At 57.2% G+C, this 25,470-nt stretch carries 24 protein-coding genes and 1 pseudogene; 17 read left to right on the plus strand and 8 right to left on the minus strand.

Annotated features, from left to right (window positions below; all coding sequences use genetic code 11):
• The 7 genes from AC2CF9_RS10620 to AC2CF9_RS10650 form a co-directional block, all read right to left on the minus strand.
• Nucleotides 1–366 (minus strand): PDC sensor domain-containing protein (locus tag AC2CF9_RS10620; RefSeq protein ID WP_484556922.1); only part of this gene is annotated, 366 nt, incomplete at its 3' end.
• Nucleotides 367–547: 181 nt separating this feature from the next.
• A complete protein-coding gene (locus tag AC2CF9_RS10625) occupies nt 548–1,003 on the minus strand; it encodes a tellurium resistance protein TerW (RefSeq protein WP_150016878.1) in 456 nt (151 codons plus the stop codon).
• A gap of 23 nt (nt 1,004–1,026) precedes the next feature.
• Nucleotides 1,027–1,962: an HpcH/HpaI aldolase/citrate lyase family protein gene (locus AC2CF9_RS10630; protein WP_484556923.1), complete on the minus strand. Its 936-nt coding sequence runs from the start codon at nt 1,960–1,962 to the stop codon at nt 1,027–1,029.
• Between the two features lies 1 nt (nt 1,963).
• Entirely contained in the window at nt 1,964–3,046 is a 1,083-nt protein-coding gene (locus tag AC2CF9_RS10635; protein WP_484557084.1) for a cysteine protease StiP family protein, read from the minus strand.
• A complete protein-coding gene (locus AC2CF9_RS10640) occupies nt 3,046–3,825 on the minus strand; it encodes an HAD family hydrolase (protein WP_484556924.1) in 780 nt (259 codons plus the stop codon). Before AC2CF9_RS10640 ends, AC2CF9_RS10635 begins: the two co-directional genes overlap by 1 nt.
• A complete protein-coding gene (locus AC2CF9_RS10645; protein WP_484556925.1) occupies nt 3,818–4,945 on the minus strand; it encodes a phosphoribosyltransferase domain-containing protein in 1,128 nt (375 codons plus the stop codon). The genes AC2CF9_RS10640 and AC2CF9_RS10645 overlap by 8 nt, the downstream gene beginning before the upstream one ends.
• Nucleotides 4,942–6,039, minus strand: coding sequence for an ATP-grasp domain-containing protein (locus tag AC2CF9_RS10650; protein WP_484556926.1), 1,098 nt, complete (start codon nt 6,037–6,039; stop codon nt 4,942–4,944). The genes AC2CF9_RS10645 and AC2CF9_RS10650 overlap by 4 nt, the downstream gene beginning before the upstream one ends.
• Nucleotides 6,040–6,343: 304 nt before the next feature.
• On the opposite strand from AC2CF9_RS10650, the gene AC2CF9_RS10655 reads away from it, so the two are divergent.
• The 17 genes and pseudogenes from AC2CF9_RS10655 to AC2CF9_RS10735 all read left to right on the plus strand — a co-directional run bounded on the left by AC2CF9_RS10655 (nt 6,344) and on the right by AC2CF9_RS10735 (nt 24,421).
• Nucleotides 6,344–6,922: a TerD family protein gene (locus AC2CF9_RS10655; protein WP_071669413.1), complete on the plus strand. Its 579-nt coding sequence runs from the start codon at nt 6,344–6,346 to the stop codon at nt 6,920–6,922.
• Nucleotides 6,922–8,103: a TerD family protein gene (locus tag AC2CF9_RS10660; protein WP_484556927.1), complete on the plus strand. Its 1,182-nt coding sequence runs from the start codon at nt 6,922–6,924 to the stop codon at nt 8,101–8,103. The genes AC2CF9_RS10655 and AC2CF9_RS10660 overlap by 1 nt, the downstream gene beginning before the upstream one ends.
• Before the next feature lie 12 nt (nt 8,104–8,115).
• On the plus strand, nt 8,116–8,571 hold the full coding sequence (locus tag AC2CF9_RS10665; RefSeq protein WP_150016888.1) for a tellurite resistance TerB family protein: 456 nt from the start codon (nt 8,116–8,118) through the stop codon (nt 8,569–8,571).
• A gap of 28 nt (nt 8,572–8,599) precedes the next feature.
• Complete coding sequence (locus AC2CF9_RS10670) at nt 8,600–9,634, plus strand: TerC/Alx family metal homeostasis membrane protein (protein WP_150016890.1); 1,035 nt, start codon at nt 8,600–8,602, stop codon at nt 9,632–9,634.
• Nucleotides 9,635–9,702: 68 nt separating this feature from the next.
• A complete protein-coding gene (locus tag AC2CF9_RS10675; RefSeq protein WP_150016892.1) occupies nt 9,703–10,281 on the plus strand; it encodes a TerD family protein in 579 nt (192 codons plus the stop codon).
• A 76-nt stretch (nt 10,282–10,357) separates the two neighbouring features.
• Nucleotides 10,358–10,933: a TerD family protein gene (locus AC2CF9_RS10680; protein ID WP_484556928.1), complete on the plus strand. Its 576-nt coding sequence runs from the start codon at nt 10,358–10,360 to the stop codon at nt 10,931–10,933.
• 75 nt (nt 10,934–11,008) lie between these two features.
• Nucleotides 11,009–12,241, plus strand: a complete 1,233-nt coding sequence (locus AC2CF9_RS10685) for a VWA domain-containing protein (protein WP_484556929.1) — start codon at nt 11,009–11,011, stop codon at nt 12,239–12,241.
• Between the two features lie 159 nt (nt 12,242–12,400).
• Nucleotides 12,401–13,147: a MerR family transcriptional regulator gene (locus AC2CF9_RS10690; RefSeq protein WP_484556930.1), complete on the plus strand. Its 747-nt coding sequence runs from the start codon at nt 12,401–12,403 to the stop codon at nt 13,145–13,147.
• Nucleotides 13,148–13,363: 216 nt separating this feature from the next.
• Nucleotides 13,364–14,290, plus strand: a complete 927-nt coding sequence (locus AC2CF9_RS10695) for an aminoimidazole riboside kinase (protein WP_484556931.1) — start codon at nt 13,364–13,366, stop codon at nt 14,288–14,290.
• Between the two features lie 241 nt (nt 14,291–14,531).
• Nucleotides 14,532–14,658, plus strand: a pseudogene (locus tag AC2CF9_RS10700) (type II toxin-antitoxin system YoeB family toxin); the annotation flags it as partial.
• Nucleotides 14,659–14,980: 322 nt separating this feature from the next.
• Nucleotides 14,981–16,189 (plus strand): aldose 1-epimerase family protein, encoded by a 1,209-nt coding sequence (locus tag AC2CF9_RS10705; RefSeq protein ID WP_484557085.1) that lies wholly within the window; start codon nt 14,981–14,983, stop codon nt 16,187–16,189.
• A 233-nt stretch (nt 16,190–16,422) separates the two neighbouring features.
• Entirely contained in the window at nt 16,423–17,970 is a 1,548-nt protein-coding gene (locus AC2CF9_RS10710) for a carbohydrate porin (protein ID WP_484556932.1), read from the plus strand.
• A 57-nt stretch (nt 17,971–18,027) separates the two neighbouring features.
• On the plus strand, nt 18,028–19,398 hold the full coding sequence (locus tag AC2CF9_RS10715; RefSeq protein WP_484556933.1) for a sucrose-specific PTS transporter subunit IIBC: 1,371 nt from the start codon (nt 18,028–18,030) through the stop codon (nt 19,396–19,398).
• Complete coding sequence (locus AC2CF9_RS10720; RefSeq protein WP_484556934.1) at nt 19,398–20,807, plus strand: sucrose-6-phosphate hydrolase; 1,410 nt, start codon at nt 19,398–19,400, stop codon at nt 20,805–20,807. Before AC2CF9_RS10715 ends, AC2CF9_RS10720 begins: the two co-directional genes overlap by 1 nt.
• A gap of 29 nt (nt 20,808–20,836) precedes the next feature.
• The gene (locus tag AC2CF9_RS10725) at nt 20,837–21,853 is read left to right on the plus strand and encodes a substrate-binding domain-containing protein (RefSeq protein ID WP_484556935.1); all 1,017 of its coding nucleotides are present in this window, start codon (nt 20,837–20,839) and stop codon (nt 21,851–21,853) included.
• Nucleotides 21,854–22,313: 460 nt separating this feature from the next.
• Nucleotides 22,314–23,609 (plus strand): tricarballylate/proton symporter TcuC, encoded by a 1,296-nt coding sequence (gene tcuC, locus AC2CF9_RS10730; RefSeq protein ID WP_484556936.1) that lies wholly within the window; start codon nt 22,314–22,316, stop codon nt 23,607–23,609.
• A gap of 14 nt (nt 23,610–23,623) precedes the next feature.
• Nucleotides 23,624–24,421 carry a substrate-binding domain-containing protein gene (locus tag AC2CF9_RS10735; protein ID WP_484557086.1) on the plus strand — a complete coding sequence of 266 codons (798 nt, stop codon included), beginning with the start codon at nt 23,624–23,626 and terminating at the stop codon, nt 24,419–24,421.
• Here the strand turns inward: AC2CF9_RS10735 and psrA are convergent.
• Nucleotides 24,396–25,295 carry an L-proline-binding transcription factor PsrA gene (gene psrA, locus AC2CF9_RS10740; protein WP_484556937.1) on the minus strand — a complete coding sequence of 300 codons (900 nt, stop codon included), beginning with the start codon at nt 25,293–25,295 and terminating at the stop codon, nt 24,396–24,398. The two genes, AC2CF9_RS10735 and psrA, sit on opposite strands and share 26 nt — an antisense overlap.
• Nucleotides 25,296–25,470: the final 175 nt, after the last annotated feature.

The raw sequence follows: 25,470 nt of genomic DNA on the forward strand, positions 1-25,470 counted from the left end.
GCCGTCAGTATCATACACAAACAGCCCGTGAAGCTGCGGCAGTTTGCTCTGCTGCTCTTTGAGCTGGTGCAAAAACGCAGGCGTGGCCGCATAGTCGTTGCCACGCTGACGAAGCTGCCTGACGGCATCCGCCAGTGTGATTTCAACCTGCAGAAAAGAGTCTTCGGCATGTTTGGAAAGCGACACCGAGAGGTTACGCGCATCGTCTTTCTTTTCGCTGATGATTTGCTGCCAGGAGTTCCACAGCGACCAGGCGTTGATCGCCACCACAAACAGGCTGATCAGTACCAGAAACACCATCATGCTTTTGCCAAGCGAGGTGCTGAACAGCGACGACCGTGACGGGCGCTGAGAGTGAGTTCGCATAAAGTCCTGTTCTGTGCGGGGAGTGTGAGGAAAGTGTGAACATCATACCTCAAGCACCTCAGGTTCAGAAGCTGTCAGGTCTCAGCAAGGCGTGTGCCTCATGAAAAACACGCCTGCTGCTGTGCCAGGCGGGCATCGGCTCTCACCACCGCCTGAACAGGGACCAGACCTTATGCGTTGCTCAGGGCTTTTTGGGACGCTTACCCAGATTTTCTTCTACGAGCCATTCAATCACCTGGCTGCGGTTAAGATTATGCCGGTTAGCGTAAAGCTGTATTTTGCGCAGCACTGAGAGTCGCAGCGACAGCGACACCGACTTTTTGGCTTCTTTGTCCAGCACAACCGCGCTCTGCGTTTGCTGTCCGGCGGCTGTACTGTCACGCAGATCAAGGCTGTCACGCATCATTTTGATGATTTTAGGCGTCAGGGTGCCGGCGCTGGTCATCTGATAATGACCCGCTGATTTACTGAATCGGATCTCGGCGTGATACGCGAAACGAATATCGCGTAGATCACGCACAAACGTTGGCTCAGAGCAGGCCATCTCCTGCAGCAGTACCTCTTTTTTGACCGGCTTACCCGTACTTAATAAGACCACCAGCCGATATTGTCTGTACTGCTTTGCGCTCAGGGACATAACTCACCGTTTGGGTTAAAAAATCAGCTCACTGATGCGGAGCACAAATATCCGTTATAGGCGCTGGCAATGCCGCACCAGGCCGCCTGCTCCAGCACCGTTGCCGCCCAGTTACGATGCGTGGCAGGTTCGCACATTGCCCCCTGTGACTTGAATACGGCCTGCTCTGAATTCATGATTCGCAGCGCGTCTTCATAGTCATCGGGTGACACCATCAGCCCGCGCTGGATGATCTCCAGCTGGGCCGGGTGGATGGCGGTTTTGCCCACCAGCCCGTGTGCCATATCCAGCGCCAGCTCGCGTTCCAGCAGGGCTTCGTCTTCAATACGCTCGCAGACGGGTGCGGTCAGGGCAAACCCGCGCGAGGCAAACGCGGCCACCAGCATCTTCACCACATAGCCCAGCGGCCCCTCATAAAGCGTGAACTGGCGCGAGCGCCGCAGCCCCAGGACCGACATCAGATCGTTGCCGCCTATTCGCAGCGCAAGAATGCGCTCACGGCAGGGATGCTGTTCAAGCAGCCGGGCCAGCTGATGCATGGCGTCATTCTCAAACACCTCGCGCGTTTCAAGCGTGGGCATGAGGTACAGCGACGTGGGTGCCATGACCTTCCACCAGGACGATACGTTACTCTGGTTAAACTTAGGTAAAACAAACCCGTTGATGCCTGTCAGGGGATAGCGCGCGATCAGCGCTGCCGCCATCGCCTCGTCACGCGGGCGTATAAACACCAGAGGGGGAGTATGGGTAGGCGTCTGCTGCTGAAGCTGCCGGAGCAGAATGCTGAGGTTATCCAGCGCACGATTCACATCCTGTGCGCTCACTGCATCCTCCAGGCAAATCACCAGCGAGCGAAGCGCCGGGAGTTTACCGTGTAAAATCACCTCAGCCAGATCGCTGCGGGTGGCGGGCATATAGAGCGTGGCGCCCAGCATCCAGGGGGAAAGCGGCATGGTCATCTCAGGATACCTTTTTAATGATGGTCACCGCACGATACTGCCCCAGCCGGTCGCCCATCTCGTGAACATGAACGGCTTTTTGTTCTGCGAGATGCAGGAGCAGGGCCACGTCGGGATCGGATTTACTGCGCACCAGCACATGATCGGGCACACGGCGCAGCACAGCCCGCGTGGCCTCGGCGATGCCGGGCTTGATGCGGTTGAGGTTAAGAATCTGGTATCTCGCGGCCAGCTGATTCACCACCGCCTGGCTGATGGCCTGCTGATTGCGGGCTTGGGTCGCCCAAGGCTGCGCCGCCGGAATGCTGCCCGCGTCAAGCTGTCGCCTGTGCGCATCTACCGTATCCACCATGCGCTGGCTGCAGTCATAGGCCAGCAGATGATCGCACAGCACACACCCATGATACCCCACGTCGCGCCAGACAGAGCGGGACACCATACCTGAGACCGGGGCACCCATAATCCCAAATGGGATAAGCCAGTCATCGTCTGACGCCGCAAGCCAGGCGCAGCCTGCCGGATCAGCCAGTACTGCCAGGCGGGGCAGCGGCGGATAGCCGGGTCTGTCGCGCAGGCTCTCAATGAGTTGGCCGGTGATGGCGCCTTTTCCGGTCCAGCCATCCACAAACACAATGCCCTGCGTGCCATGCATTGACTCAATCAGGCTCAGGGCCGCTTCATCAATGCCCCGATCGCGTATGATGCTGATGCCGTAATGGTGCGACTCAACATTCATGTCCCGCAGGGCACGCTGCAGCATGACGCCGGGCGGCACGCCGGCACGCACAAGGCTCACTAAAATAATCGGCTGCCCGTCTGCCTGCGCAATCAGGCCTTTTGCCAGAGCGATGACATCGTGCGCCAGACGCGCCGCGCCCAGCGCCAGCGCCTGATCAAAAATATCAAGGTGGGCCGCTGAAGGCGCCGGTTCCTGGCTTAGCATCTCAGAGTAATGCTTCTCACCCGACTGGATCAGACGCTCTTTTTCATCAACCGGCGTCATTTCAAGCTGCATCGGGCTCAGCAAAAACTGCACATCTCCGGGCAGGTAAGTGCCATGCAATGGCAACAGGTCAGGGGGCATCATGCAAGCGCCTCTTTAAAAATGTGTGTACGAATGGCGTCGGTGAACTGGCTCCGGGCGGGCATACCAAACCAGTCGCAGTGCTGCATAAAGCTGAAATCGCTGAGGCTGTCACCCAGTCCCATGACCGGGAACGGACCACGCGTGTCGCGCAGGTGCGCAAGCAGCCACGTCACGGCATGTCCTTTTTGAATGCAGTGCGGGATCCAGGCAATATTGTTGCCGTTGGCATGGATATAGAAATCACGGGTATCCAGCTGCTGCAGCATGATGTCGTTAAAGGCATAGAGCTCCTGAATCTGCGTGCTGTCACGGTGTTTCATGACAAAGTAAACCGGCACGCCGTCATATTCGTAGTTCATGCGACACCAGGCGTTAAGGCCGGCACGCTCCAGCGCATCGCTCAGCGTCTGACGATAGCTCACCAGCTGCGCCTCCATCGCCGAAAGCGCGCTGACGATGTGATCCTGCCAGTGGCGATTCACCGAGCCATCCGGCGACGCAATCACCGCGCCGTGCGTCATGACTTTCCAGGACCGAAACGGCAGCGCCACGCGGGCGGTCTCCTCTGTGCCGCGCGCGGTGACCGGGATTAGCTCTGCACTCTCCAGCAGCCAGGCCACCAGCATGGACTGTTCCTGTGACATAAAGCTGCGCGGCTCAAGCGCGCGGTCATATGCCCCGATCTCAACCGGCGTCTGCAGGGTCTCCGTGAGCATTTTTCGTTTCGTCTGGAAAAGGGTGTCATCCAGATCGCACAGTACAACAGGCTTATTCATAACCGATCACCTCAACACGGGGCGCCGACTGGCGCAGTCCCGCCAGCAACGCCGGGCAGACAGACGTCACTGGCGTTTCAACACAGACAATCACGCGATCAACGTTCTGCTGCGCAACGTTATAGACAAAATTCGGAATACCCAGACCGTAGTTATCACTAAAGGCCAGAGAAGACGCGATCGCCAGCCCTTCTGAAATCGGGGAGCGGGTCAGAGAGCCAAACCGCACCTCTGCACCCTGCTGCTCTAAGCGTTCGGCCAGCAGGAAAGGCGGCCAGATGAATTCGCCGGATCCCAGCACCAGAATGCGCTCGCCGGCTTCCACCGTCAGGTCACCGGCAAAGCCACAGTCGCTGCTATCCATACCTAAGCGGCCCCAGTCCTGCCGGGCACACAGCGCCACTTCGCCCTGCGCGGTGACGTTCACCGCGGGCATCACCGGGACAGGGGCATCCGGGCGCGGTGTCCAGTGCCACTGACCGGCCACCAGGGAAAGCGACGTCACCGGCAGCGGGCAGTGGCGCTGAACGGCTTCGCCACTCCAGTCGGTGAGTGTGACGGTAATCACGCGAGAAAGGCTCTGCAGGCCGGCGTCGCGAAGCGCCTGTAGCAGATTCAGAAAGGTTTTGCCGGTGGTGGCCTCGTCATCCACCAGGATCAGCGTACGGGCATTCAGCGCACGGTGGCGCAGCGCGGCGTCGGCGGGCATATAGATGAGATGGTCAGTGGCGTGACTGTGATCTTCTTTAAACTCACACAACAGTTCGCCCTGCACCGGATGTCGGGTGCTGGTCAGGAACACCGGCTCGGCAATAGGCTCACGGGCGGCGCGAAATACGCCGGCCGCGAGGCCGACGGCGGTCTCGGCCATCCCGATAAACAGCACCGGCCCCGGAAGGTCGCGCGGGATTTTAGCTGCAAGTGTCTCATAGCTTTCGCGCATCACCGCCGGACTCACCGGAATGTGGCGGCCCAGCACTTTGCTCACAAACAAAAAGGCCCGCTTGGGGTTTTTGCGTGCGGCGATATCAAACAGGGTATCAAGCGGAAGCGGGCTCTGCGTTTCCACACGAAGCGTGCCGCCGGGCAGCTCGCGCTCATAGATCTGTGCAGGCATCATGCGTCTTCTCCGGCTGAGCAGACGTCAAACGCAACAGGTGTGCAGTGCGGCAAGGGCTGGACACTGTTAGTCGGGATGACCTCCGCCGGGATAAAGGCATCACGCTGCGCAAGCGCATCGCTCACCGACATCAGCCCAAGCTGGCGCAGCGCAAAGATACCGGGCAGATTGAGGCCGCTGAAGGCGGTATAACCGATTCCGCCAGAAGGGCGAAGGTTGGCTTCCAGCAGCACCGGGTTGCCCTCTGCATCATTGCGGGTCTGCACGTTGATCAGGCCATCGGCCTGAAGCGCCTCAGCGCAGGCCACGGCCAGGCGCCAGGCCGGCGTCTCCTGCTCAAACACCTGGACCGCGCCCTCTTTGCGTCGGGCCACCGCGGCAATGACCTGACCGTTTTCAACCACCATATCCACCGATCGCTCGGGACCGGCAAGCCAGGGCATCACAATCTGCAGCGGCAGGGCGTCGCCAGCCTGCTGCGCCCGCCGCAGACTCTCAATCACCACATCTGGCTGGATCTGCCGGCTGTCAGGGTTTTTAAAAAAGCTCAGGACGTGTGCCTCGCGCTTAAGCACCCAGAAGCCCAGCCCGTAGATCCCGTGCACCGGTTTAATACAGGGGCGCTGGCCCTGTGCTTCAATGTGCGCGACCGCGGCAGCCACCTCTTCCGGCAGACGCACCTCAATGGACGGCACCACAGCCAGGCCGCGTGCACGCATCTCTTCACTGAAGCGGGTTTTGTTGTCTGCCAGCGCAAAGGTATCGCGCTCGCGGGCACCGGTCACCAGCGTAACGCCCAGGGCCTCAATCGCTGCACGTTGCTGTTCGAGTGCCTCGCCGCGTTTGCCGGCATGAATAACCCGCACCGAATGACGCGCGCAGACGCTGCTGATAAAGGCCGGCAGCAGGCTGTCGTCGCCGGGTTCCTGATATGCAATGTCCGCTTCGGCCAGAATTTCAGGGCGCGATGCGCGGTGTGAGGCGATCAGCAAAAAGTCATGACCGCCTTCACGTCGTGCCTGAGCGACCAGCGCCAGAATATCTTTTTGTGAAGACACGCCTTCCATAAACCAGATGGCATCCGGCTGACTCATGATGTTGTTCCTTTTTTTTCGCGGACGAAGACCGGGTGGGCTCTGGTGTCGACACAGAGCAATCAGGTAATCATATTATGATTGGTAGGAGTAATAAAGCATCAGATTTTGATTACAGACAAATGACATAGAGCATAAACAAAAGAGAAATCCATAAATCTTTTAAAAACATTACAATGAAGTGTAAAAGTAATCATATGATGATTGTTTACTTGCCTGAAAAGAAACTCATGTTATGATTGCTATGCTTTTTAATTGATCGGTGTTTTAACGGCAGCAGTAAACCACTCATTAAGGAGATATGATGGTCTCGTTAACCAAGAATCAAACCATTTCGCTGGCCAAGTCCAGCAACGCCATTTCCCGGATTCAGTTTGGTCTCGGCTGGGATCCTGCCAAAAAGAAAGGACTCTTTGGCAAGCTTCTGGGCGGAGGTGACAGCATTGACCTGGATGCCAGCTGTGTACTGCTTGATGCGCATGGCGCGGTGGTCGACACCGTGTGGTTCCGTCAGCTTCGCTCAAACGATGGCTCCATTGTGCACAGCGGGGATAACCGCACAGGCGAAGGCGACGGCGATGACGAGGTCATCAATGCCGATCTCTCTCGTCTGCCTGCCAGCATCGAAAGTCTGGTTCTGACCGTAAACAGCTTTACCGGACAGACGTTTAACGATGTGGCGAATGCGTTTTGCCGCGTCGTCGACCAGCAGGGCAAAGAGCTCGCAAAATTCACGCTGACCGAGCAGGGCTCACACACGGCAGTGGTGATCGCCTCACTGCGCCGCAGCAACGGTGAGTGGAACTTTACGGCGCACGGCAACGCCTCGCGTGCCCGGACCATTCAGGACATGATCCCCGACATTCAGGCGGTACTCTACTGATGAACCTGACGCCAGGGGGCAATGCCCCCGTACCCAATCAATCGCTGGTGGTGCGCATCCTCTCTGGCGTACCGGTCGATATCTCTGCCTTTCGTCTCTATGAAAGTGGCAAAGTGCGCGGTGATACCGACATGGTGTTTTACGGTCAGCGCGAGAACGATGACAGCACGGTGCGCCTCTCGGCCTCCGGCAATGAAACAATGTTCACCGTTAGTCTGGCAAAGCTCAGAAGCGATGTGCAGAAGATTGCCTTCACGGCCAGCTGTGATGCCGGCAAGACGATTGCCTCACTGGGACGCCTGAGCATTCAGGTAGACGCGGCCGGATCGACTCTGGTGCAGTGCGAGGTGGAAACCGCCGGACGCAGTGAGGCCGCGCTGATTTTAGGTGAGCTCTATCGGCGCAACGGCGAGTGGAAGTTCCGCTTTGTTTCGCAGGGGTTCAACGGCGGGCTGCAGCCTCTGGCAGAACACTTCGGCATTGACGTGGCGGAGAGCGCATCACCTGCCCCTGCTGCCACACCGGCACCCGCCGCTGCACCGGCGCCCGCACCGCAGCCTGTGGTGAATCTGAGCAAAGTGAGCCTGACCAAAGAGAAGCCCTCAATCAGCCTCACGAAAAAAGATGACTATGGCCAGATTCGCGTGAACCTGAACTGGAATCAGCGTGCGGCCGGCAACAGCGGCGGCGGCTTTCTGAAAGGCATTTTCAACAACAACAAAGGCATCGACCTTGATCTGGCCGCCTATGTTGAGCTCAAGGATGGCCATCGCACCATTGTGCAGGCGCTGGGCAATAAGTTTGGCAGCTTTGGCCGCGAACCCTTTGTGGAGCTCAAAGGGGATGACCGCACCGGTGCCGTGAGTGATGGCGAGTGGATCCACATCAACGGCAGCGAGTGGAAGCAGATCAAAGAAGTGCTGATTTTTACTTTCATCTATGAGGGCGTGCCGAGCTGGGAGAACACGGACGGCAACGTCACCATCCAGGTGCCGGGGCAGCCGCCGGTGGAAACGGCGCTGACCGAAGGCAATAACCGGCAGAACATGTGCGCGATTGCCCGTTTAATCAACGAAAACGGTGCGATTCGCGTGGAACGTATCAACCGCTATTTCAGCGGTCATCAGGAACTCGATCAGGCGTTTGGCTGGGGTTTTAACTGGCGCGCCGGTTCCAAGTAAACAGGAGCAACCATGAGCTTTTTCAACTCACTCAAAGACAAATTTAACGCCGGCCGCGATGAGCTGACCAAACAGGTAGGGCGCTATAAAAATCGCGCCTTTCTGGAAGGCACCGTGGCGGTCTGCGCCCGCATTGCGGTTGCAAGCGACGGTGTGAGCACCGAGGAAAAGCAGAAAATGATGGGCTTTCTGCGTGCCTCACCCGAGCTCAGTATCTTTGATACCACCGAAGTGATTCAGTTTTTTGAAAAACTGGTGACCTCCTACTCCTTCGACATGGAAGTGGGCAAAGGGGAAACCATGAAATATATCCTGGCCTTAAAGAACAAACCTGAGCAGGCGCAGCTGGCTGTGCGGGTCGGTATTGCTGTGGCCAAAAGTGACGGCGATTTTGATGCCACTGAACAGGCGAACGCGCGTGAAATTATCCAGGCGCTGGGCTTTCAGCCGGCTGAATTTGGCCTGTAATCGTTATTTATTCCTCTGGAGTTAACACATGGAATCGACCCACATCGGGTTTCCGATCGAAACAGTAGCGGTGTTTTTACTGCTCTCAGTCGGGGCTATTTTTATTGATTTGTTCATGCACCGGCATGACAAACCTATTTCGCTAAAAAGTGCGGCCGCCTGGTCGGTGTTCTGGATCCTGATGGCGCTGGCCTTTGCCGGCTTCCTGTATGTGCATCACGGCGCGGAAGTAGCCAGCCTGTTTGTGACCGGCTACGCGCTGGAGAAAGTGCTCTCGGTTGACAACCTGTTTGTCATGATGGCGATCTTCTCGTGGTTTGCAATTCCCAACAATTACCGCCACCGCGTGCTCTACTGGGGCATTATCGGCGCCATCGTGTTCCGCGGCATCTTTGTTGCCATCGGGACCGGCCTGCTGGCGCTGGGCCCTTGGGTGGAAGTGGTGTTTGCGCTGATTGTTGGCTGGACCGCGGTCATGATGCTGAAAAGCGGCGATGACGACGATGAAATTGAAGACTATTCACAGCACTTTGCCTACCGCATGGTGAAACGTTTTTACCCTATCTGGCCAAAACTCAAAGGCAGCGCCTTTGTGCTGAGTCAGAAAGAGGTAGACGCAGAGCTCGCGAAACCCGAGAACGCCGACGTCCAGGTGGGGCGGGTCAGCAAAGCGGCGCGTTATGCTACCCCGATGCTGCTCTGTTTAGCTGTGGTTGAGCTGTCTGATGTGATGTTTGCGTTCGACTCCGTGCCGGCCGTGATCGCGGTCAGTCGTGAGCCGCTGATTGTGTACAGCGCCATGATGTTCGCTATCCTTGGTCTGCGTACACTCTACTTCGTGCTGGAAGGTCTGAAGCAGTATCTGGTGCACCTGGAGAAAGCGGTGATTGTGCTGCTGTTCTTTATCGCCTTTAAACTGGGCCTGAACGCCACCGATCACTTCTTCCACCACGGCTACGCCATTGGTGCAACCACCAGCCTCTATGTGGTACTGGGCGTGCTGGCACTGGGGATCATCGCGAGCCTGCTGTTCCCGGGTAAAAAAGAAGAGCAGGCAGAGTAAGTCAGGGCGCGGCCTCGCCGCGCTGTTGAACACCGCATACACCGTATGCAAGACGTGAGGAAAATAACATGGCAGTGACTCTCTCTAAAGGCGGCAACGTCTCTCTGGCAAAAGTCGATCCTTCACTGAAAAACGTGAAGATCGGTCTGGGCTGGGACACCCGCTCCACAGATGGTCAGGATTTTGACCTCGATGCCTCCGCTTTTCTGCTCACCGATGCAGGCAAAGTGCGTGGCGATCACGACTTCATTTTCTACAACAACCTGAAATCAGCCGACGGGTCTGTGACGCACACCGGTGACAACCGCACCGGTGAAGGCGAGGGCGATGACGAATCGCTGATCGTTGAACTGGATCGCGTGCCGCAGGACGTCACCAAGATTGTGTTTGTGGTCACGATCCACGACGCGGCCATCCGTCGTCAGTCGTTTGGTCAGGTTGCCAACGCCTTTATCCGCTTGGTCAATAATGACAGCAACGTGGAAGCAGCGCGTTACGATCTCTCGGAAGATGCGAGCACCGAAACCGCGATGCTGTTTGGTGAACTTTACCGCCACGCCGGCGAGTGGAAATTCCGCGCGGTGGGACAGGGCTATGCCGGTGGCCTGGCCTCGGTCTGTGCGCAGTACGGTATTAACGCATCCTGATTCGGCTGCAGCGGTTATGCAGCTACTTTCTGCCCGGTCTGGCCGGGCATCAGCCTAAAGCAAAGAGGATTTCACCATGGCAGTTAATCTGACAAAAGGCGGTAACGTAAACCTGTCCAAAGAAGCTCCCACCATGACCAAAGCCATTGCGGGTCTGGGCTGGGACTCGCGCGTTACCGACGGTCAGGCATTTGACCTGGACGCCTCCGTGTTCCTGGTCGGCGCAGACGGTAAAGTGCTGTCCGATCAGCACTTCGTGTTCTTCAACAACGCCACCAGCCCGGATGGCTCGGTGGCGCACCAGGGTGATAACCGCACCGGTGAAGGCGAGGGTGACGATGAGCAGGTCAAAATTTCGCTGAGCACCGTGCCGGCTGACGTCCAGAAAGCCGTGTTTGCCGTAACCATTTACGATGCAGAAGCCCGCAAGCAGAACTTTGGCATGGTCTCTAATGCCTATATTCGCATTGTGAACGAAGACAACAACAGCGAAATCGCCCGCTACGATCTGTCAGAAGATGCCAGCACGGAAACGGCGATGATTTTCGGTGAGCTCTATCGTCACAACGGCGAGTGGAAATTCAAAGCCGTGGGCCAGGGCTTTGCCGGTGGCCTGAAAGCGCTGGCCGCTCAGCACGGCGTGTCGGTGTAACATCGGATACCAGAAAAGCCTCTTCCCCGCGAAGGGGCTTTTTTTTGTCTGTTAACCACCCATAGGGAATGAACCATGGAACTGATGACCGGACAAAACATTGCCCTTGATAACGCCTGCCCGGAACTCTGCCTGACCTGGAAAACCCCGCCAGGATTCAGGAGTGACGTTGACGCGTCAGCGTTTTTGCTCGGCGCAGATGAAAGGGTGCTTGATGATGCGTCGATGATTTTTTTTAACCAGCCGCATAACGAAAACCGCAGTGTTGTCATGCACAGTCAGGCCGGAGAGGCACGTTTTCAGGTTCAGCTTTCTGCACTCTCCGCCGCCGTCACACGCATCGCGTTCACGCTGGTTATCGATGGCAGCGATACAGTCAGTGGTTTGCAGCAGCTGACTCTGCAGTGTGGTGATTATCGCTATGATATTGTACCGGGTGAACGGCGCGAGAAGGCCCTGATTGTCTGTCACCTCTATCGTCACCACGGACAGTGGAAGCTGCGTGCGGTCGGACAGGGATTTGAGGGAGGGCTTCATCCGCTGGCGCTGCATTTTGGCGTGGAAGTGGCAGAACCGGCCCCCGCCCCCCTGGTCAGCCTGGAGAAGAAGCTTGAAAAAATGCCGCAACTGGTCAGCCTGGCAAAACCCATCCGCGTCAGTCTGGAGAAACATCGGCTCTCAGCAGTAAAAGCGCAGGTTGCCTTTGTGCTGGATGCGTCAGGATCCATGACGGGCCAGTTCAAGCGCGGAAACGTGCAGAGGGTCCTGGAGCGGGTAGCGGCACTGGCCGTGCAGTTTGACGACGACGGGCGTATGCCGGTCTGGGCATTTGGTGAGCGATTCCGGCAATACGACGATGTGTCAATGGATAACCTTGAGGGCTACATCGATCGCATTCGCAACGACGGAAAACGCACCCTGTGGGAAATCCTGCCGGGTCTGGGCGGCACAAACAATGAGCCACCGGTACTGGAGGCAATTAACAACGTCTACCGCGACGCCACGTTGCCGGTGTATGTGGTCTTCATTACCGATGGCGGCATCAGCAAAACCCGGCTGATAAAAGAGAGGCTCAGGGAGTCGGCCACACTGCCAATTTTTTATAAATTTTTAGGGCTGGGCGGCAACAACTATGGTGTGCTGGAGCGCCTGGATACATTCACCGATCGTCTGGTCGATAACACGCACTTCTTTTCCATTGATGATTACGAACGGATCAGTGATGAGCAGCTTTACGATCAGCTGCTGGTGGAGTTTCGCGACTGGATTGATGTGGCGACAGACAAACGTATTGTGCGTCGCGCGTAATCACCACATTTTCTCACCGTTGCGCTTTAACAGCAAAAAGCGACCTGTTTTATGCAAATCAATGTCAATTCGGTATCAATTGCCGTTTGCTAGGCGCACAATAGACGTTCGTCGGCAGCGTTCTGTGCTGCCGACCTACACCCGATATCGGGGGACCTTATGAACGTATATTCGACCGACGCTATTTGCGGCCTGACCGGCATTTTGCCTGTCACCCTGCGTAACTGGCAGCGCGCAGGACTGATTACCCGACCTGATCAACATGGGAATTACACGTCTGGTCAGCTGACACGCATCTATTGTGTGCTGGACCTGACGGCGACCGGCAGTACGCTGCGCGAAATTTACGCTTTTTTGCATGGCAGCTCTCCGCTGCCGTATGATTGCTGGCAATGCCGGCAGGAAGAGATGACTGACCAGTTGTTTGACAGCTCAGACAGGGCGCTGCAAAAGCGTCTGCAACAGATGGGCAGTGACTACAGCGGTGATGATTTCGTGAATGCTTATCTCAAGCCGCTGAATCTGCTGCTGCGCAACGATCACAGTGCCGGTGCCAATGCGCGCCAGACGCGCTTTCATGACGCCGTGGTGTTTCATGCCCGCAGCGTGATGCGCGCCTCTGTGCGGCGTAAGACGGTACCGGTTTTTCTTGAGGCGGTGAGTGTCGGTGACGCAACCGAAATCTGGTTTGAAGCCATTCGCCTGACCGGGCAGGGCTGCCGGGTAGAGGTATCCGAGAACGTGACGGGGCTACCGGCCACCGCAGTGTATCGGCATGACCACCATATGATGTGGTGCGGTGCCGGGATTTCGCCGCTGATGCAGTGGAACTTTCGCGAAAAATTGCGCAACGATAAACCCGTGATGCTAAGCGGCCCTGACCGTACAGTGCTGACGGCAGCGTAACAGTATTTACAGCCCGGCTGGCTGTCGGGTTGTTCCCCTCAGGCGGAGTTCAGCCGCCCTCCCAATACTCTGCCTGTCACCTCCCTGCATTCCCAGAATCTGGAATCACCCGCACACTTTTGCAAAATAGTAACCTGTACCTTTCTAACTCCCTCTGTTTATGCATAATAATAAATTCAAGCTAAACCGATTTAGCTCGCGATCAGGAGAAGTGAAATGACTAAACGGGTATGGTGTCTGGGCGATGCAGTGGTGGATCTGCTGCCGGAGTGTGATAACCGATTAATTCAGTGTCCCGGTGGTGCGCCTGCTAATGTGGCAGTGGGTATTGCCAGGCTTCAGGGCAACAGCGGCTTTATTGGTAAAGTAGGCGGCGATCCCTTTGGCACCTTCCTGATGGATACCCTTAAGGCCGAGCGGGTGAATACCGAGTTTATGAAGCCAGACGATGCACAGCGCACGTCGGTTGTCGTGGTGGCGCTGGACGCTGACGGCGAGCGGAACTTTACCTTTATGGTGCGCCCTTCAGCGGATCTGTTTATTGAAACGCACGAGCTGCCAGCCTTTCAGGCAGGCGAATGGCTGCACTGCTGTTCGATTGCGCTGCTCAGAGATCCCTCGCGGAACACCACGCTGACGGCGATGCAGCAACTGCATGAAGCGGGCGGCTTTGTGAGTTTTGACCCCAACATCCGGCACGATTTATGGGCGGATGAAGCAGAACTGCGCGACGCGCTTGCCCGTGCGCTGGCGCTGGCTGACGTGGTCAAACTTTCAGAAGAAGAGCTGACCTTTATCTGTAACACCCATGATATTGCGGCAGGTATGCAGCAGCTGGCTGAGCACTATGCGATTAAGCTTGTCCTGGTAACGCAGGGCCGGCAGGGCGTGCAGGCATGGTCGCGTGGCACACTGCAGCACTATCCGGCGCGCCCGGTGGTGAGTGTGGATACCACCGGGGCGGGAGACGCGTTTGTTGCCGGACTGCTGTGGCATTTAGCCGGGCAGGGTTTACCGCATGATGATGCGCAGCTCAGAGCGTGTCTGGAGCGTGCGCAGATTTGCGGCGGACTGGCGACCACGGCGAAAGGTGCCATGACCGCGCTGCCTTATCTTGATCAGCTGCATCAGCAGCTTGCCTGATTAAGGGGATTGAGAGTCATTACGCCGTGCCGGGCGCCGGAACTGAAGATGACAGCGCGGAAAGGGTTACAGGGCTGATGTTACGGTAAACAGGGGGCCGCGTTGAATGCTTTGTTCACTGACTTTCTTCCTTAAAAAATTATTGCGCAATAATAAGTACATTGATCGGAGGGGCATATGAAAGTAAAAAGCTACAGTGAAGTAAGACAGAATCTGTCTGCAACAATGCTGCAAACGGTTGAGGACAAAGCCCCTAAAGCATCTTCTTATGAGGTTCTGGTTGGGGGAGGATCATAGCTGAGCATCAGCTTGTCTATGCCGTAAGCGATGATGCCCTACTGATAGCATCCTGCCGCTATCACTACTGATTATGCCTGTTCGTTACATCGTCCCCTAAACGACACTACTTTGCGGCCAGGCTGTTCTCGCTACTGAGCGTCAGCCAGCACGCGTTCTTTATCCCGCCTCAAAGCTGAAACGATTAAAGTAAATGTCAGCAGCTCAGCTTAATCCCTCTCTATGCGTATCCAAAAACGCCGTCTTGGTCTCATAAAATGTGATCTAACCCAAACTTATAAAGATTGCTGGCGGTATAACTGACTGAAGTGAAGCACCTCACGGTTTCATTTTCCTCATGTTTGTACGCTTAGCTGACATTAGCTAAATCAATTCAGCAAAGGATGCATCATGATGAAAGTAGCATTATTGGCCGGTGTGGTTATGGCGGGGATCAGCGTTCAGGCAGCAGCACAGACATGGGTGCTGACGGATGCTGAAGCAGGTACAGATAAAGGAAACTGGCATGTAGACAGCAAAACGCTGAAGCTGAGCGGTCAGCCGTTCAGCATCGAACAGAAAGTGTTGCATGGCGGCAAACAGGAAGGCTCAAAAGTCATTACGATCACCAGTCCGGATGGCCTGACTATCGCGCTCAGCCCGACGCGCGGAATGGATTTAGTGCACGTGCATGGGCACGGCGTACGTCTGGGCTGGGACTCTCCAGTGGATGAGGTAGTCAATCCGGCCTACATTAACCTGGAGAGCCGCAACGGTCTGGGCTGGCTGGACGGCTTCAATGAAATGATGGTGCGCTGCGGCTATGAGTGGACCGGGCATCCGGTCACAAAAGATGGCCGCATTTATACGCTGCACGGTAAAGCAGGCAATACACCCGCTTCGCAGGTTGAGGTCACCGTGGATGACAAGGCCCCGCATGAAATCCGCATTCGCGGGCTCATCAAAGAGCACACTTTCAAAAAATCGAACCTCGCTACCTGGACCGAGCTGCGCTACGTACCGGGTTCAGATGCCTTCACACTGCATGATGTGTTAACCAACCACGGCGATTATCCGCAGGATTATCAGATTATCTATCACAGCAACTTCGGCACGCCGATTCTGGAGAAAGATGCGCGTTTTATCGCACCGCTGAAGTCCGTTTCGCCGTTTAATGACTATGCGCAGAAAGGGCTGGATAGCTGGAATGTCTACGGTGCGCCCGCTAAAGATTTTGATGAGATGGTGTTTAACCTGGTGCCAAAAGCGGACAGCAACGGGAAAACGCTGGCGGCCGTGGTGAACAGCAAAGGCGACAAAGGTGCATCCATTGAGTTTGATACCCGCCAGCTGCCGGTGCTGACCATGTGGAAAAACACCGACACGCTGAAGCAAGGGTATGTCACTGGCATTGAGCCAGGCACCAGCTATGCCTATCCGGTGACCATTGAAAAAGAGCAGGGCCGGGTAAAGCAGCTGCAGCCGGGCCAGAGCACCACGTTTGAGCTGACCTACACGCTGCTGAAAGATGCTGATGCCGTCAGCAAAACAGAACAGCGTATCCAGCAGCTTCAGGGCGATGACAAGGTCACGGTTGACCAGCAGCCCGTTGCCAAAGAGTAAGCTTTCGGGCAGAGCATGGCTCTGCCCTTTTTCCCGCACTTCCCGCCTCATTACCGCTCATGTCTCACCCCCTTTGTTACGCCCAAACGCGCAATTTTGCGAGAGACTTCACATCACTTAAAACGGTTTAGCAAAATCAGTTGCGCACCGTTACAAAGCTCGTCAGGATTTAGTTACTAAACCGGTTTAGCAAAAAATATCCGATGATAGCTACCTCTCAGGGACGCAACATAATGAAAATAAGCACCCTCGCGCTTGCCCTTAGCGCAACATTGACTTCGGGGGCGGTCTGCGCCGCCACGGACATGAGCAGTATCGAAGCACGTCTTGCGGCCATGGAAAAACGGCTGGCAGCCGCAGAGCAGCGCGCCAATGTGGCAGAACATCGCGCAGAAGCAGCGGAAAAGCAGGCGCAGCAGCTTGCCGCGACACAACAACAGAACCAGACAGCGCTCGCCCGGGTTGAAGCGCGCACGGCGAAAGCCCTACCTGCAGAATCCACCACACCTGCAGCACCCGCTACTAGGGACGGTGCGAATGAGGGATTCGAATTCCATGGTTATGCCCGCTCCGGCCTACTGATGAACAGCTCCGCGGCTAAAACGCAGGGCGGCCCGACGGTCACGCCGGCGGGGGAAACCGGTGGGCACGTTGGCCGGCTGGGCAATGAGCCAGACACTTATGTGGAACTCAATCTCGAGCACAAACAGACGCTCGCCAGCGGGGCCACCACCCGCTTTAAAGCGATGCTGGCAGACGGTCAGCGCACCTACAACGACTGGACGGCAGCCAGCAGTGACCTCAACCTGCGCCAGGCGTTTGTGGAGCTGGGCCAGTTGCCAACGTTCACCGGCGCGTTTAAAGACGCCACCGTCTGGGCCGGGAAGCGTTTTGATCGGGACAATTTTGATATTCACTGGATCGACTCAGACGTGGTGTTTCTGGCGGGTACCGGGGCCGGTATTTATGACATGACGTGGGGCGAGGGGGTGCGCAGCAACCTCTCGGTGTATGGCCGCACGTTCGGGGATATCGAAAACAACGAGAACACTGCGCAGAACTACATTCTTTCACTGAATAATTTTGCTGGCCCGCTGCAGTTCATGGTCAGTGGCATGCGCGCGAAAGACAACGATCAGCGCACCGATATCGAGGGTAACCGCGTGAAAAGCGATGCAGCCAATGACGGCGTGCATGCGTTAGTGGGGCTGCATAACGACAGTTTCTATGGCCTGCGCGAAGGATCGGCAAAAACGGCACTGCTTTACGGTCACGGCCTGGGCGCGGAGGTGAAAACCCTGGGATCGGACGGCGCGCTCTTACCTGAGGCAGACACCTGGCGTCTGGCGAGCTACGGCATTACGCCGCTGGGCGGCGGCTGGCACATTGCGCCAGCGCTGCTGGCACAAAGCAGCAAAGATCGCTACGTCAAAGGCGACAGCTATAAGTGGGCCACCGCAAACCTGCGCCTGATCCAGGAGTTCACGCAGAATTTTGAGATGCAGTATGAAGGCTCCTACCAGTACATGGATTTGCGCCCTGAAGGCTACAACAGCCGCAACGCCGTGAGCGGCAACTTCTACAAGCTCACCGTAGCACCGACGCTGAAAGCCAGCGACGTGGGTGACTTCCTGAAGCGCCCTGAAATCCGCCTGTTTGCCAGCTGGATGGACTGGGATCACCGCCTTGATAACTACGCCAGCGATGATGCCTTTGGCAGCAGCGGCTTTAAAGCCGGCGGCGAATGGAACTTCGGTGTGCAGATGGAAACCTGGTTCTGATGACGTGGCCCCTGCGGGGGCCTTTTCCCGAGAGATAACAGAAAAAAAGAGGTAATCATGGACGTTGTACAGATTTCCCGCGCGTTGCTGCCGCTGCTGGGTGGCCGGGAAAATATCGCCAGCGCGGCGCACTGCGCCACGCGTCTGCGCCTGGTGCTGGTGGATGATGCCAGGGCAGACACCGCGGCCATTGGCAAACTTGATGGCGTAAAAGGCTGCTTCCGCAACGCCGGCCAGCTGCAGGTCATTTTTGGTACCGGCATAGTGAATAAGGTGTATTCAGCCTTTATCCGCGAAGCCGGCATCAGCGAAACCAGTAAGTCAGAGGCGGCGGATATTGCCGCCCGCAAGCTCAACCCCTTCCAGCGGATTGCGCGTCTGCTGTCGAATATCTTTGTCCCCATTATTCCGGCGATCGTGGCCTCCGGCCTGCTGATGGGGCTGCTTGGCATGGTGAAAACCTACGGCTGGGTCAACCCGGAAAACGCGCTCTATATCATGCTGGATATGTGCAGTTCGGCGGCATTTATTATTCTGCCTGTCCTGATCGGTTTTACCGCTGCCCGCGAGTTTGGTGGCAACCCGTTTCTCGGTGCAACGCTTGGCGGCATACTCACGCACCCGGCGCTGACCAACGCCTGGGGCGTAGCGGCAGGCTTCCATACCATGAACTTTTTTGGTATCGAAGTGGCGATGATTGGCTATCAGGGCACGGTATTTCCGGTGCTCTTAGCGGTATGGTTTATGAGCGTGCTGGAAAAACAGCTGCGTCGCGTGATCCCCGATGCCCTGGATCTGATCCTGACGCCATTTCTCACAGTGATTATTGCCGGCTTTGTGGCACTGCTGGTGATTGGTCCGGCGGGCCGTGCGCTGGGTGACGGCATCTCACTGGTGCTCAGTACGCTGATTGCCCATGCGGGCTGGCTGGCAGGTTTGCTGTTTGGCGGTCTTTACTCTGTCATTGTGATCACCGGCGTGCACCACAGCTTTCACGCGATTGAAGCGGGTCTGCTGGGTAACCCCGCTATTGGCGTGAATTTCCTGCTGCCTGTCTGGGCCATGGCCAACGTCGCACAGGGTGGCGCGTGTCTGGCGGTATGGCTGAAAACCAAAGACATCAAAGTCAAAGCGATCGCGCTGCCGTCGGGCTTCTCGGCACTGCTGGGCATCACCGAGGCGGCCATTTTTGGTATTAACCTGCGCTTTATGAAACCCTTTATCGCCGGCCTGGTGGGGGGTGCACTGGGTGGCGCCTGGGTGGTGTCGGTGCATGTTTACATGACGGCTGTGGGCCTCACCGGTATTCCCGGGATGGCGATTGTGCAGGCCAGCTCACTGGTGAATTATGCTGTTGGTATGGTGATTGCGTTCAGCGCCGCCTTTATCCTCTCTTATCTTCTGAAATACAAAACGGACGCTGAGTAATGGCCACTGACACCTTATTATCCGCTATCCTGCAGGCAGTGATGCGCGGTCAGCCGCGTGCGCTCAGCGATGCACACTATCCGGGCTGGCATCTGGCGCCGGTGACAGGCCTGCTGAACGATCCCAACGGTTTTATTCATTTCAACGGGCGCTACCATCTGTTCTATCAGTGGAACGCGCTGGGCTGCCAGCATCAGCATAAGTGCTGGGGACACTGGAGTTCAGCTGACCTGCTGCAGTGGCAGCATGAGCCGATCGCGCTGATGCCGGATGAAGAGTATGACCGCAGCGGCTGTTACTCCGGCAGCGCCGTGGACAACCACGGCGCGCTTACGCTGGTTTATACCGGTAATGTGAAGTTTGACGACGGGGGCCGCACGGCCTGGCAGTGCCTGGCGGTGCAGAACGAGGCGGGTGGCTTTGACAAACTGGGGCCGGTGGTTGCGCTGCCTGACGGCTACACCGGACACGTCCGCGATCCGAAAGTCTGGCGGCACGGTGAGCACTGGTACATGGTGCTGGGCGCACAGGATACCGCGCTGCAGGGCAAGGTGCTGCTGCTGCGATCAGAGGATTTACAGGCGTGGCAGCATCTGGGTGAACTCGCCGGTAGCGGTCTCAACGGTCTGGGGGCGGCGGGCTACATGTGGGAGTGTCCGGATCTCTTCACGCTGGGAGACAGCACGTTTCTGATCTGCTGTCCGCAGGGAATCGCCCCTGAAGCACAGCGTTTCCTGAATGCGCACCCCAGTGCGTGGCTGGCCGGGGATCTGGATTATGACACTGCGCGCTTTACCCACGGCGGCTTTCACGAGCTGGACGCAGGCTTTGAGTTTTATGCGCCGCAAACCACGCTGACCGATGACGGCCGTCGCCTGCTGGTGGGCTGGATGGGGGTGCCGGATGGCGAAGAGATGCATCAGCCCACCATCGCACACGGCTGGATCCACCAGATGACCTGCGTACGTGAACTGGGCACGCACAACGGAAAGCTCTATCAGCGGCCGGTTGCGGAGCTGCAGGCGCTGCGAGATAAGGAGCAGCGCTTTCAGGGGCGAGCCGCGGACGCACCGGCTATGCCCGCCCGGCGGCTGGAGCTTGAGCTCGCGGGCACCGGCGGGATCACGGTGGATTTTGCCCATACGCTGCGCCTGGAGTGGTGCGATGACGGGCTGCGCCTGGCCCGCTGCAGTCTGGTCAGCGGTGAGTGGCACTATCGTTACTGGCAGGGCGCGGTGACGCAGCTGCAGATCCTGTGTGACCACTCCAGCGTGGAAATTTTCATCAACCACGGGGAAGGTGTAATGAGCAGCCGCTATTTTCCGGTACATCCGGCCGCGATAACCCTGATCGGGGACACAGAAGTCGCGGTGCGCTACTGGTCGCTGCGGCGCTGCGTGGTAGAATAAGTCATTGTTTCCCTAACCGATGCCAAGACGTGAGAAAAACCAAACGCGTAACCATCACCGACATCGCTGCGCTGGCGGGGGTCTCCAAAGCCACCGCCAGCCTTGTGCTTAATGGCCGGGGCAAAGAGCTGCGTGTGGCCAAAGAGACGCGGGAGCGGGTTTTGTCCCTCGCACGCGAGCATCATTATCAGGCCAGTATCCATGCGCGCCTGTTGCGCGACAATCGCAGCCATACGCTGGGACTGGTGGTGCCGGAAATCACCAACCACGGCTTTGCGGTGTTCTCGGATGCGCTGGAGAATCTCTGCCGTGAAGCCGGGCTGCAGCTGCTGATCTCCTGCACAGACGAGAATGCCGGTCAGGAGCGCGTGGTGGTGGATAATCTGGTGGCCCGTCAGGTCGACGGACTGATTGTGGCCTCCAGCATGTCCGGCGACAGCGACTATGTGAAGCTCAGCGAACAGCTGCCGGTGGTGCTGTTTGACCGCTATATGGATGAGACGCAGCTGCCGCTGGTGATCACCGATGCCATCACGCCCACTGCCGAGCTGGTTGAAAAACTGGCGCGCGCAAACCCGGATGAAATCTATTTTTTAGGCGGGCAGGCACGTCTTTCGCCCACGCGCGACAGGCTGGCAGGCTTTCTGCAGGGCCTGGAGCAGGCCGGTGTCACGCCAAAACCGGAGTGGATCATTCACGGCAACTACCATCCCAGCAGCGGCTATGAGATGTTTGCCGCGCTCTGTGCCCGGCTGGGCCGCCCTCCGAAAGCGCTCTTCACCGCAGCCTGCGGGCTGATGGAAGGGGTACTGCGCTATATGAGCCAGCACCATCTGCTGAATAGCGATATCCGCATCGCCAGTTTTGACGATCACTACCTGTATGACTCTCTGTCTGTGCCCATCGATACCGTTGAGCAGGATGTGCCGCGTCTGGCGCAGGAGTGCTTTACGCTGCTCACTACCCTGATTGCGGAACAGGAACCCGCCTCAAACCGCAAGGTGCTGCCCGCCACACTTAGGTTGCGTCACGAACAACCTCACTAGCTCAGCCTTAACCAGCAGTGTTTGCTGAGCAAGCTTATTGCCTCCATTCTGTCCGGGTCCTGACGTGCTCTGTCAGCCCGGCGCATGCTACGCTGCGTCACGCAAAACGTGCAAATGTGTCTCTCTTCGGGGCGGTATTCACGCCAACCTGTAAGGATAAAGAAAATGATGTGGATCACAAAGTCTCTGTTTATGCAGGCGGTAAACAATGGAAACACCGCAAAAGCAGAGTTGAGGCACCTCACAAAACATAAACCCCACAAAAGCCTGCGTAAAGCACCGTCAGCACAGAGACGCTTTGTTAAATATCTGTAAGCAAAAGTTTTCTTTCTCTGATGAGTGTCATTAATGCGCATAACGCATCAGTCTATGAGTTTATTGCGCTTATTAACCCGATTTTTCTGATCCAGTCTGCGTAAACAGGCGCAACGATAAGCGCCCATGACAAACCGGAGACACTATGCATTCCTCTACCTCACCCATGACCACCCGGGCACGCGTCGGCGCCATACTGCGCGTGACGTCCGGTAATTTTCTGGAGCAGTTCGATTTCTTCTTGTTTGGCTTCTATGCCACCTACATTGCCCATACTTTTTTCCCGGCCAGCAGTGAGTTTGCGTCACTGATGATGACCTTTGCAGTATTCGGGGCAGGCTTTCTGATGCGTCCCATCGGGGCCATTGTGCTGGGGGCCTATATTGATAAAGTGGGCCGCCGTAAGGGGCTGATTGTCACGCTCTCTATCATGGCGGCTGGCACCTTCCTGATTGTGCTAATCCCTTCTTATGCCAGCATTGGCCTCTGGGCCCCGTTACTGGTGCTCACCGGGCGTCTGCTGCAGGGGTTTTCAGCGGGTGCAGAACTGGGTGGCGTGTCGGTGTACCTGGCTGAGATTGCGACCCCGGGTCGTAAAGGCTTTTACACCAGCTGGCAGTCAGGCAGCCAGCAGGTGGCCATCATGGTGGCCGCGGCCATGGGCTTTGCGCTGAATGCTGCGCTGGAACCGGGTGAGATCAGCAGCTGGGGCTGGCGTATTCCGTTTCTGTTTGGCTGCCTGATTGTGCCGTTTATCTTTATTCTGCGTCGCAAGCTGGAAGAGACGCAGGAGTTTACCGCGCGCCGCAAGCACTTGGAGATGGGCGAGGTCTTTAAAACGCTGCTGAATAACTGGCCGGTGGTGATGGCGGGCATGCTGATGGTGGCGATGACCACCACGGCGTTCTACCTCATCACCGTGTATGCGCCAACCTTTGGTAAAAAAGTGCTGATGCTAAGCGCCTCTGACAGCCTGCTGGTGACGCTGCTGGTGGCCATTTCAAACTTTCTCTGGCTGCCGGTGGGCGGGGCGCTCTCGGATCGCTTTGGCCGTAAACCGGTGCTGGTGACCATGACCCTGCTGGCGCTGTCCACCGCATATCCGGCGCTCTCTATGCTGGCGGCGGCCCCCAGTTTCTCCATGATGCTGAGCGTGCTGCTGTGGCTCTCGTTTCTCTATGGTCTCTATAACGGTGCCATGATCCCGGCGCTCACTGAAATCATGCCGGCAGAAGTTCGCGTGGCGGGTTTCTCACTGGCCTACAGCTTAGCTACCGCGGTATTCGGCGGCTTTACGCCGGTGATTTCCACCGCGCTGATTGAGTACACCGGGGATAAAGCGTCACCGGGCTACTGGATGAGCTTTGCCGCTGTCTGTGCGCTGCTGGCCACCCTCTATCTCTACCGTCGTCGCGCAATGACCCTGCAAACGGCACGCTAACAAGGAACGACATGATGCGTAAATCGTTATCCACCCTTTCGGTACTGCTGCTTGGCGCGCTCAGCGCCAGTGCTCAGGCAGAAGAGGTCACTGTGATGATCTCCGGCGGCTTTAAAGCCGCGCTGGAAAAACTCATTCCCGATTATGAAAAGCAGAGCGGTAATCATCTGGTGGTGATCCCGGGGCCCTCCATGGGGAAAACGCCGCAGGCGATTCCGAACCGGCTGGCGCGTGGCGAACAGGCCGATGTAGTCATCATGGTCGGTGATGCGCTGACGCATCTGCAGCAGGACAAGCGCATCGCCACGGGCACGCGCACGGAACTTGCCGACTCGCCCATTGGCATCGTGGTGAAGAAGGGGGAAGCGTTGCCTGCCATCGGAACCGATGCTGAGCTGCGTAAAACGCTGTTGCAGGCGAAATCAGTGGCCTATTCCGACAGCGCAAGCGGCCGGTATGTGAGCCATGAGCTGTTTAAAAAGCTCGGCATCGATCAGGAAATGCAGACCAAAGCGCAGATGGTGGAGCGCATTCCGGTGGCCTCGCAGGTCGCACAGGGACGTTACGCGCTCGGGTTTCAGCAGGTCAGCGAGCTCCTGCCGGTACCGGGTGTGAGTTTTGTTGGCGAGCTGCCGGCAAACGTACAGTACATCACCCGCTTTGCCGGTGCGGTCACGGTGAATGCACAGCATCCCGATGAAGGAAAAGCCCTGCTGCGTTATCTGGCCTCACCGCAGGCCCAGAAAACCGTGACGGCAACCGGTATGCACACGGTGCCGGCCACGGCTATGCAGGGTGATACGGTTCAGTAATGAGCTTCTCCAGCTCGGCCGCAATGTAAGACTGAATACGGCCACGGCGGCGAATCAGACCCACGGAACGGGTCACCACCGGATCCGTCAGCGGCAGTGAGGTCAGTAAGGAGTGGCCGGAGGCCGGCAGCGACATCGCCGGCACGGCCGCAATACCAATGCCGGCTTCCACCATACCCAGAAGCGTCGTGACGTGACGCGTTTCACAGATACTGGGGCGAGCGGGGGTGAGATCCGCCAAGGCCTGATCCAGTAATGACCGGTTGCCCGAAACCTTATCGAGTCCGATATAGTCCTGCTCGAAATACTCCTCCCAGCTCAGCGACGATTTGCGTGCTAGCGGATGGTCGTGACGACAGGCTGCCACATACACATCCTCTTCCAGCGGCACAAACTCAATGGCCGGCGGCAGGCTTTTGGCAAAGCAGATCCCGAAATCCGCCTGTCCGCTGCTCACAGCTTCAATCACGTTACCCACGCTGCTGTCGATGATTTTTACGCGCACGCGCGGATAGCGTGCCCGGAAGCGCCGAATCACCTCCGGCAAAAAGTAGTAGGCGCCGGAGGGCACGGTGGCGACCGTGACCAGGCCCGTGCGCTCCTGGCTTGCCTGATTCACATCCGCCAGCACCGCCTCGACATTCGCTAAGAGCTGCTCGGAGCGCTCAGCAAAGCTCTGCCCCCAGAGGGTGAGCGTGACCCGGCGGGTGGTGCGATCAAAGAGCCGGGTACCGAGGGCGGCTTCGAGCTTTTCAATACGGCGACTCAGCGCAGACTGCGATAAACAGATGGACTCGGCCGCCAGGCGGAAATTGCCATACTCCACCAGCGCGCGAAACGCATAGAGGTCATTGAGGTCGAAATTCACGGGCATCAGCAGCGTCCTTTCAGCAGAGTAAAACAGAGACCTGCAGACGCATTTTACCGGACAGGTAAACAGGTAGCAGGTCCGTCATCATATAACGTACGGCACAAAATAGATTGGTAAAACCACGCCATTTGCCCAGCCTGATAAGGGGTTTCACGTGCATCAGCACTGGCTTGTGTTA

It is taken from the genome of Pantoea sp. SYBGC1, assembly GCF_057197005.1.

Bases quoted from the DNA above. Each gene is read 5' to 3' on its own strand.
- AC2CF9_RS10625 (WP_150016878.1), bottom strand. From the start codon at position 1,003: ATGTCCCTGAGCGCAAAGCAGTACAGACAATATCGGCTGGTGGTCTTA.
- AC2CF9_RS10630 (WP_484556923.1), bottom strand. From the start codon at position 1,962: ATGACCATGCCGCTTTCCCCCTGGATGCTGGGCGCCACGCTCTATATG.
- AC2CF9_RS10635 (WP_484557084.1), bottom strand. From the start codon at position 3,046: ATGCCCCCTGACCTGTTGCCATTGCATGGCACTTACCTGCCCGGAGAT.
- AC2CF9_RS10640 (WP_484556924.1), bottom strand. From the start codon at position 3,825: ATGAATAAGCCTGTTGTACTGTGCGATCTGGATGACACCCTTTTCCAG.
- AC2CF9_RS10645 (WP_484556925.1), bottom strand. From the start codon at position 4,945: ATGATGCCTGCACAGATCTATGAGCGCGAGCTGCCCGGCGGCACGCTT.
- AC2CF9_RS10650 (WP_484556926.1), bottom strand. From the start codon at position 6,039: ATGAGTCAGCCGGATGCCATCTGGTTTATGGAAGGCGTGTCTTCACAA.
- AC2CF9_RS10655 (WP_071669413.1), top strand. From the start codon at position 6,344: ATGGTCTCGTTAACCAAGAATCAAACCATTTCGCTGGCCAAGTCCAGC.
- AC2CF9_RS10660 (WP_484556927.1), top strand. From the start codon at position 6,922: ATGAACCTGACGCCAGGGGGCAATGCCCCCGTACCCAATCAATCGCTG.
- AC2CF9_RS10665 (WP_150016888.1), top strand. From the start codon at position 8,116: ATGAGCTTTTTCAACTCACTCAAAGACAAATTTAACGCCGGCCGCGAT.
- AC2CF9_RS10670 (WP_150016890.1), top strand. From the start codon at position 8,600: ATGGAATCGACCCACATCGGGTTTCCGATCGAAACAGTAGCGGTGTTT.
- AC2CF9_RS10675 (WP_150016892.1), top strand. From the start codon at position 9,703: ATGGCAGTGACTCTCTCTAAAGGCGGCAACGTCTCTCTGGCAAAAGTC.
- AC2CF9_RS10680 (WP_484556928.1), top strand. From the start codon at position 10,358: ATGGCAGTTAATCTGACAAAAGGCGGTAACGTAAACCTGTCCAAAGAA.
- AC2CF9_RS10685 (WP_484556929.1), top strand. From the start codon at position 11,009: ATGGAACTGATGACCGGACAAAACATTGCCCTTGATAACGCCTGCCCG.
- AC2CF9_RS10690 (WP_484556930.1), top strand. From the start codon at position 12,401: ATGAACGTATATTCGACCGACGCTATTTGCGGCCTGACCGGCATTTTG.
- AC2CF9_RS10695 (WP_484556931.1), top strand. From the start codon at position 13,364: ATGACTAAACGGGTATGGTGTCTGGGCGATGCAGTGGTGGATCTGCTG.
- AC2CF9_RS10705 (WP_484557085.1), top strand. From the start codon at position 14,981: ATGAAAGTAGCATTATTGGCCGGTGTGGTTATGGCGGGGATCAGCGTT.
- AC2CF9_RS10710 (WP_484556932.1), top strand. From the start codon at position 16,423: ATGAAAATAAGCACCCTCGCGCTTGCCCTTAGCGCAACATTGACTTCG.
- AC2CF9_RS10715 (WP_484556933.1), top strand. From the start codon at position 18,028: ATGGACGTTGTACAGATTTCCCGCGCGTTGCTGCCGCTGCTGGGTGGC.
- AC2CF9_RS10720 (WP_484556934.1), top strand. From the start codon at position 19,398: ATGGCCACTGACACCTTATTATCCGCTATCCTGCAGGCAGTGATGCGC.
- tcuC (WP_484556936.1), top strand. From the start codon at position 22,314: ATGCATTCCTCTACCTCACCCATGACCACCCGGGCACGCGTCGGCGCC.
- AC2CF9_RS10735 (WP_484557086.1), top strand. From the start codon at position 23,624: ATGCGTAAATCGTTATCCACCCTTTCGGTACTGCTGCTTGGCGCGCTC.
- psrA (WP_484556937.1), bottom strand. From the start codon at position 25,295: ATGCCCGTGAATTTCGACCTCAATGACCTCTATGCGTTTCGCGCGCTG.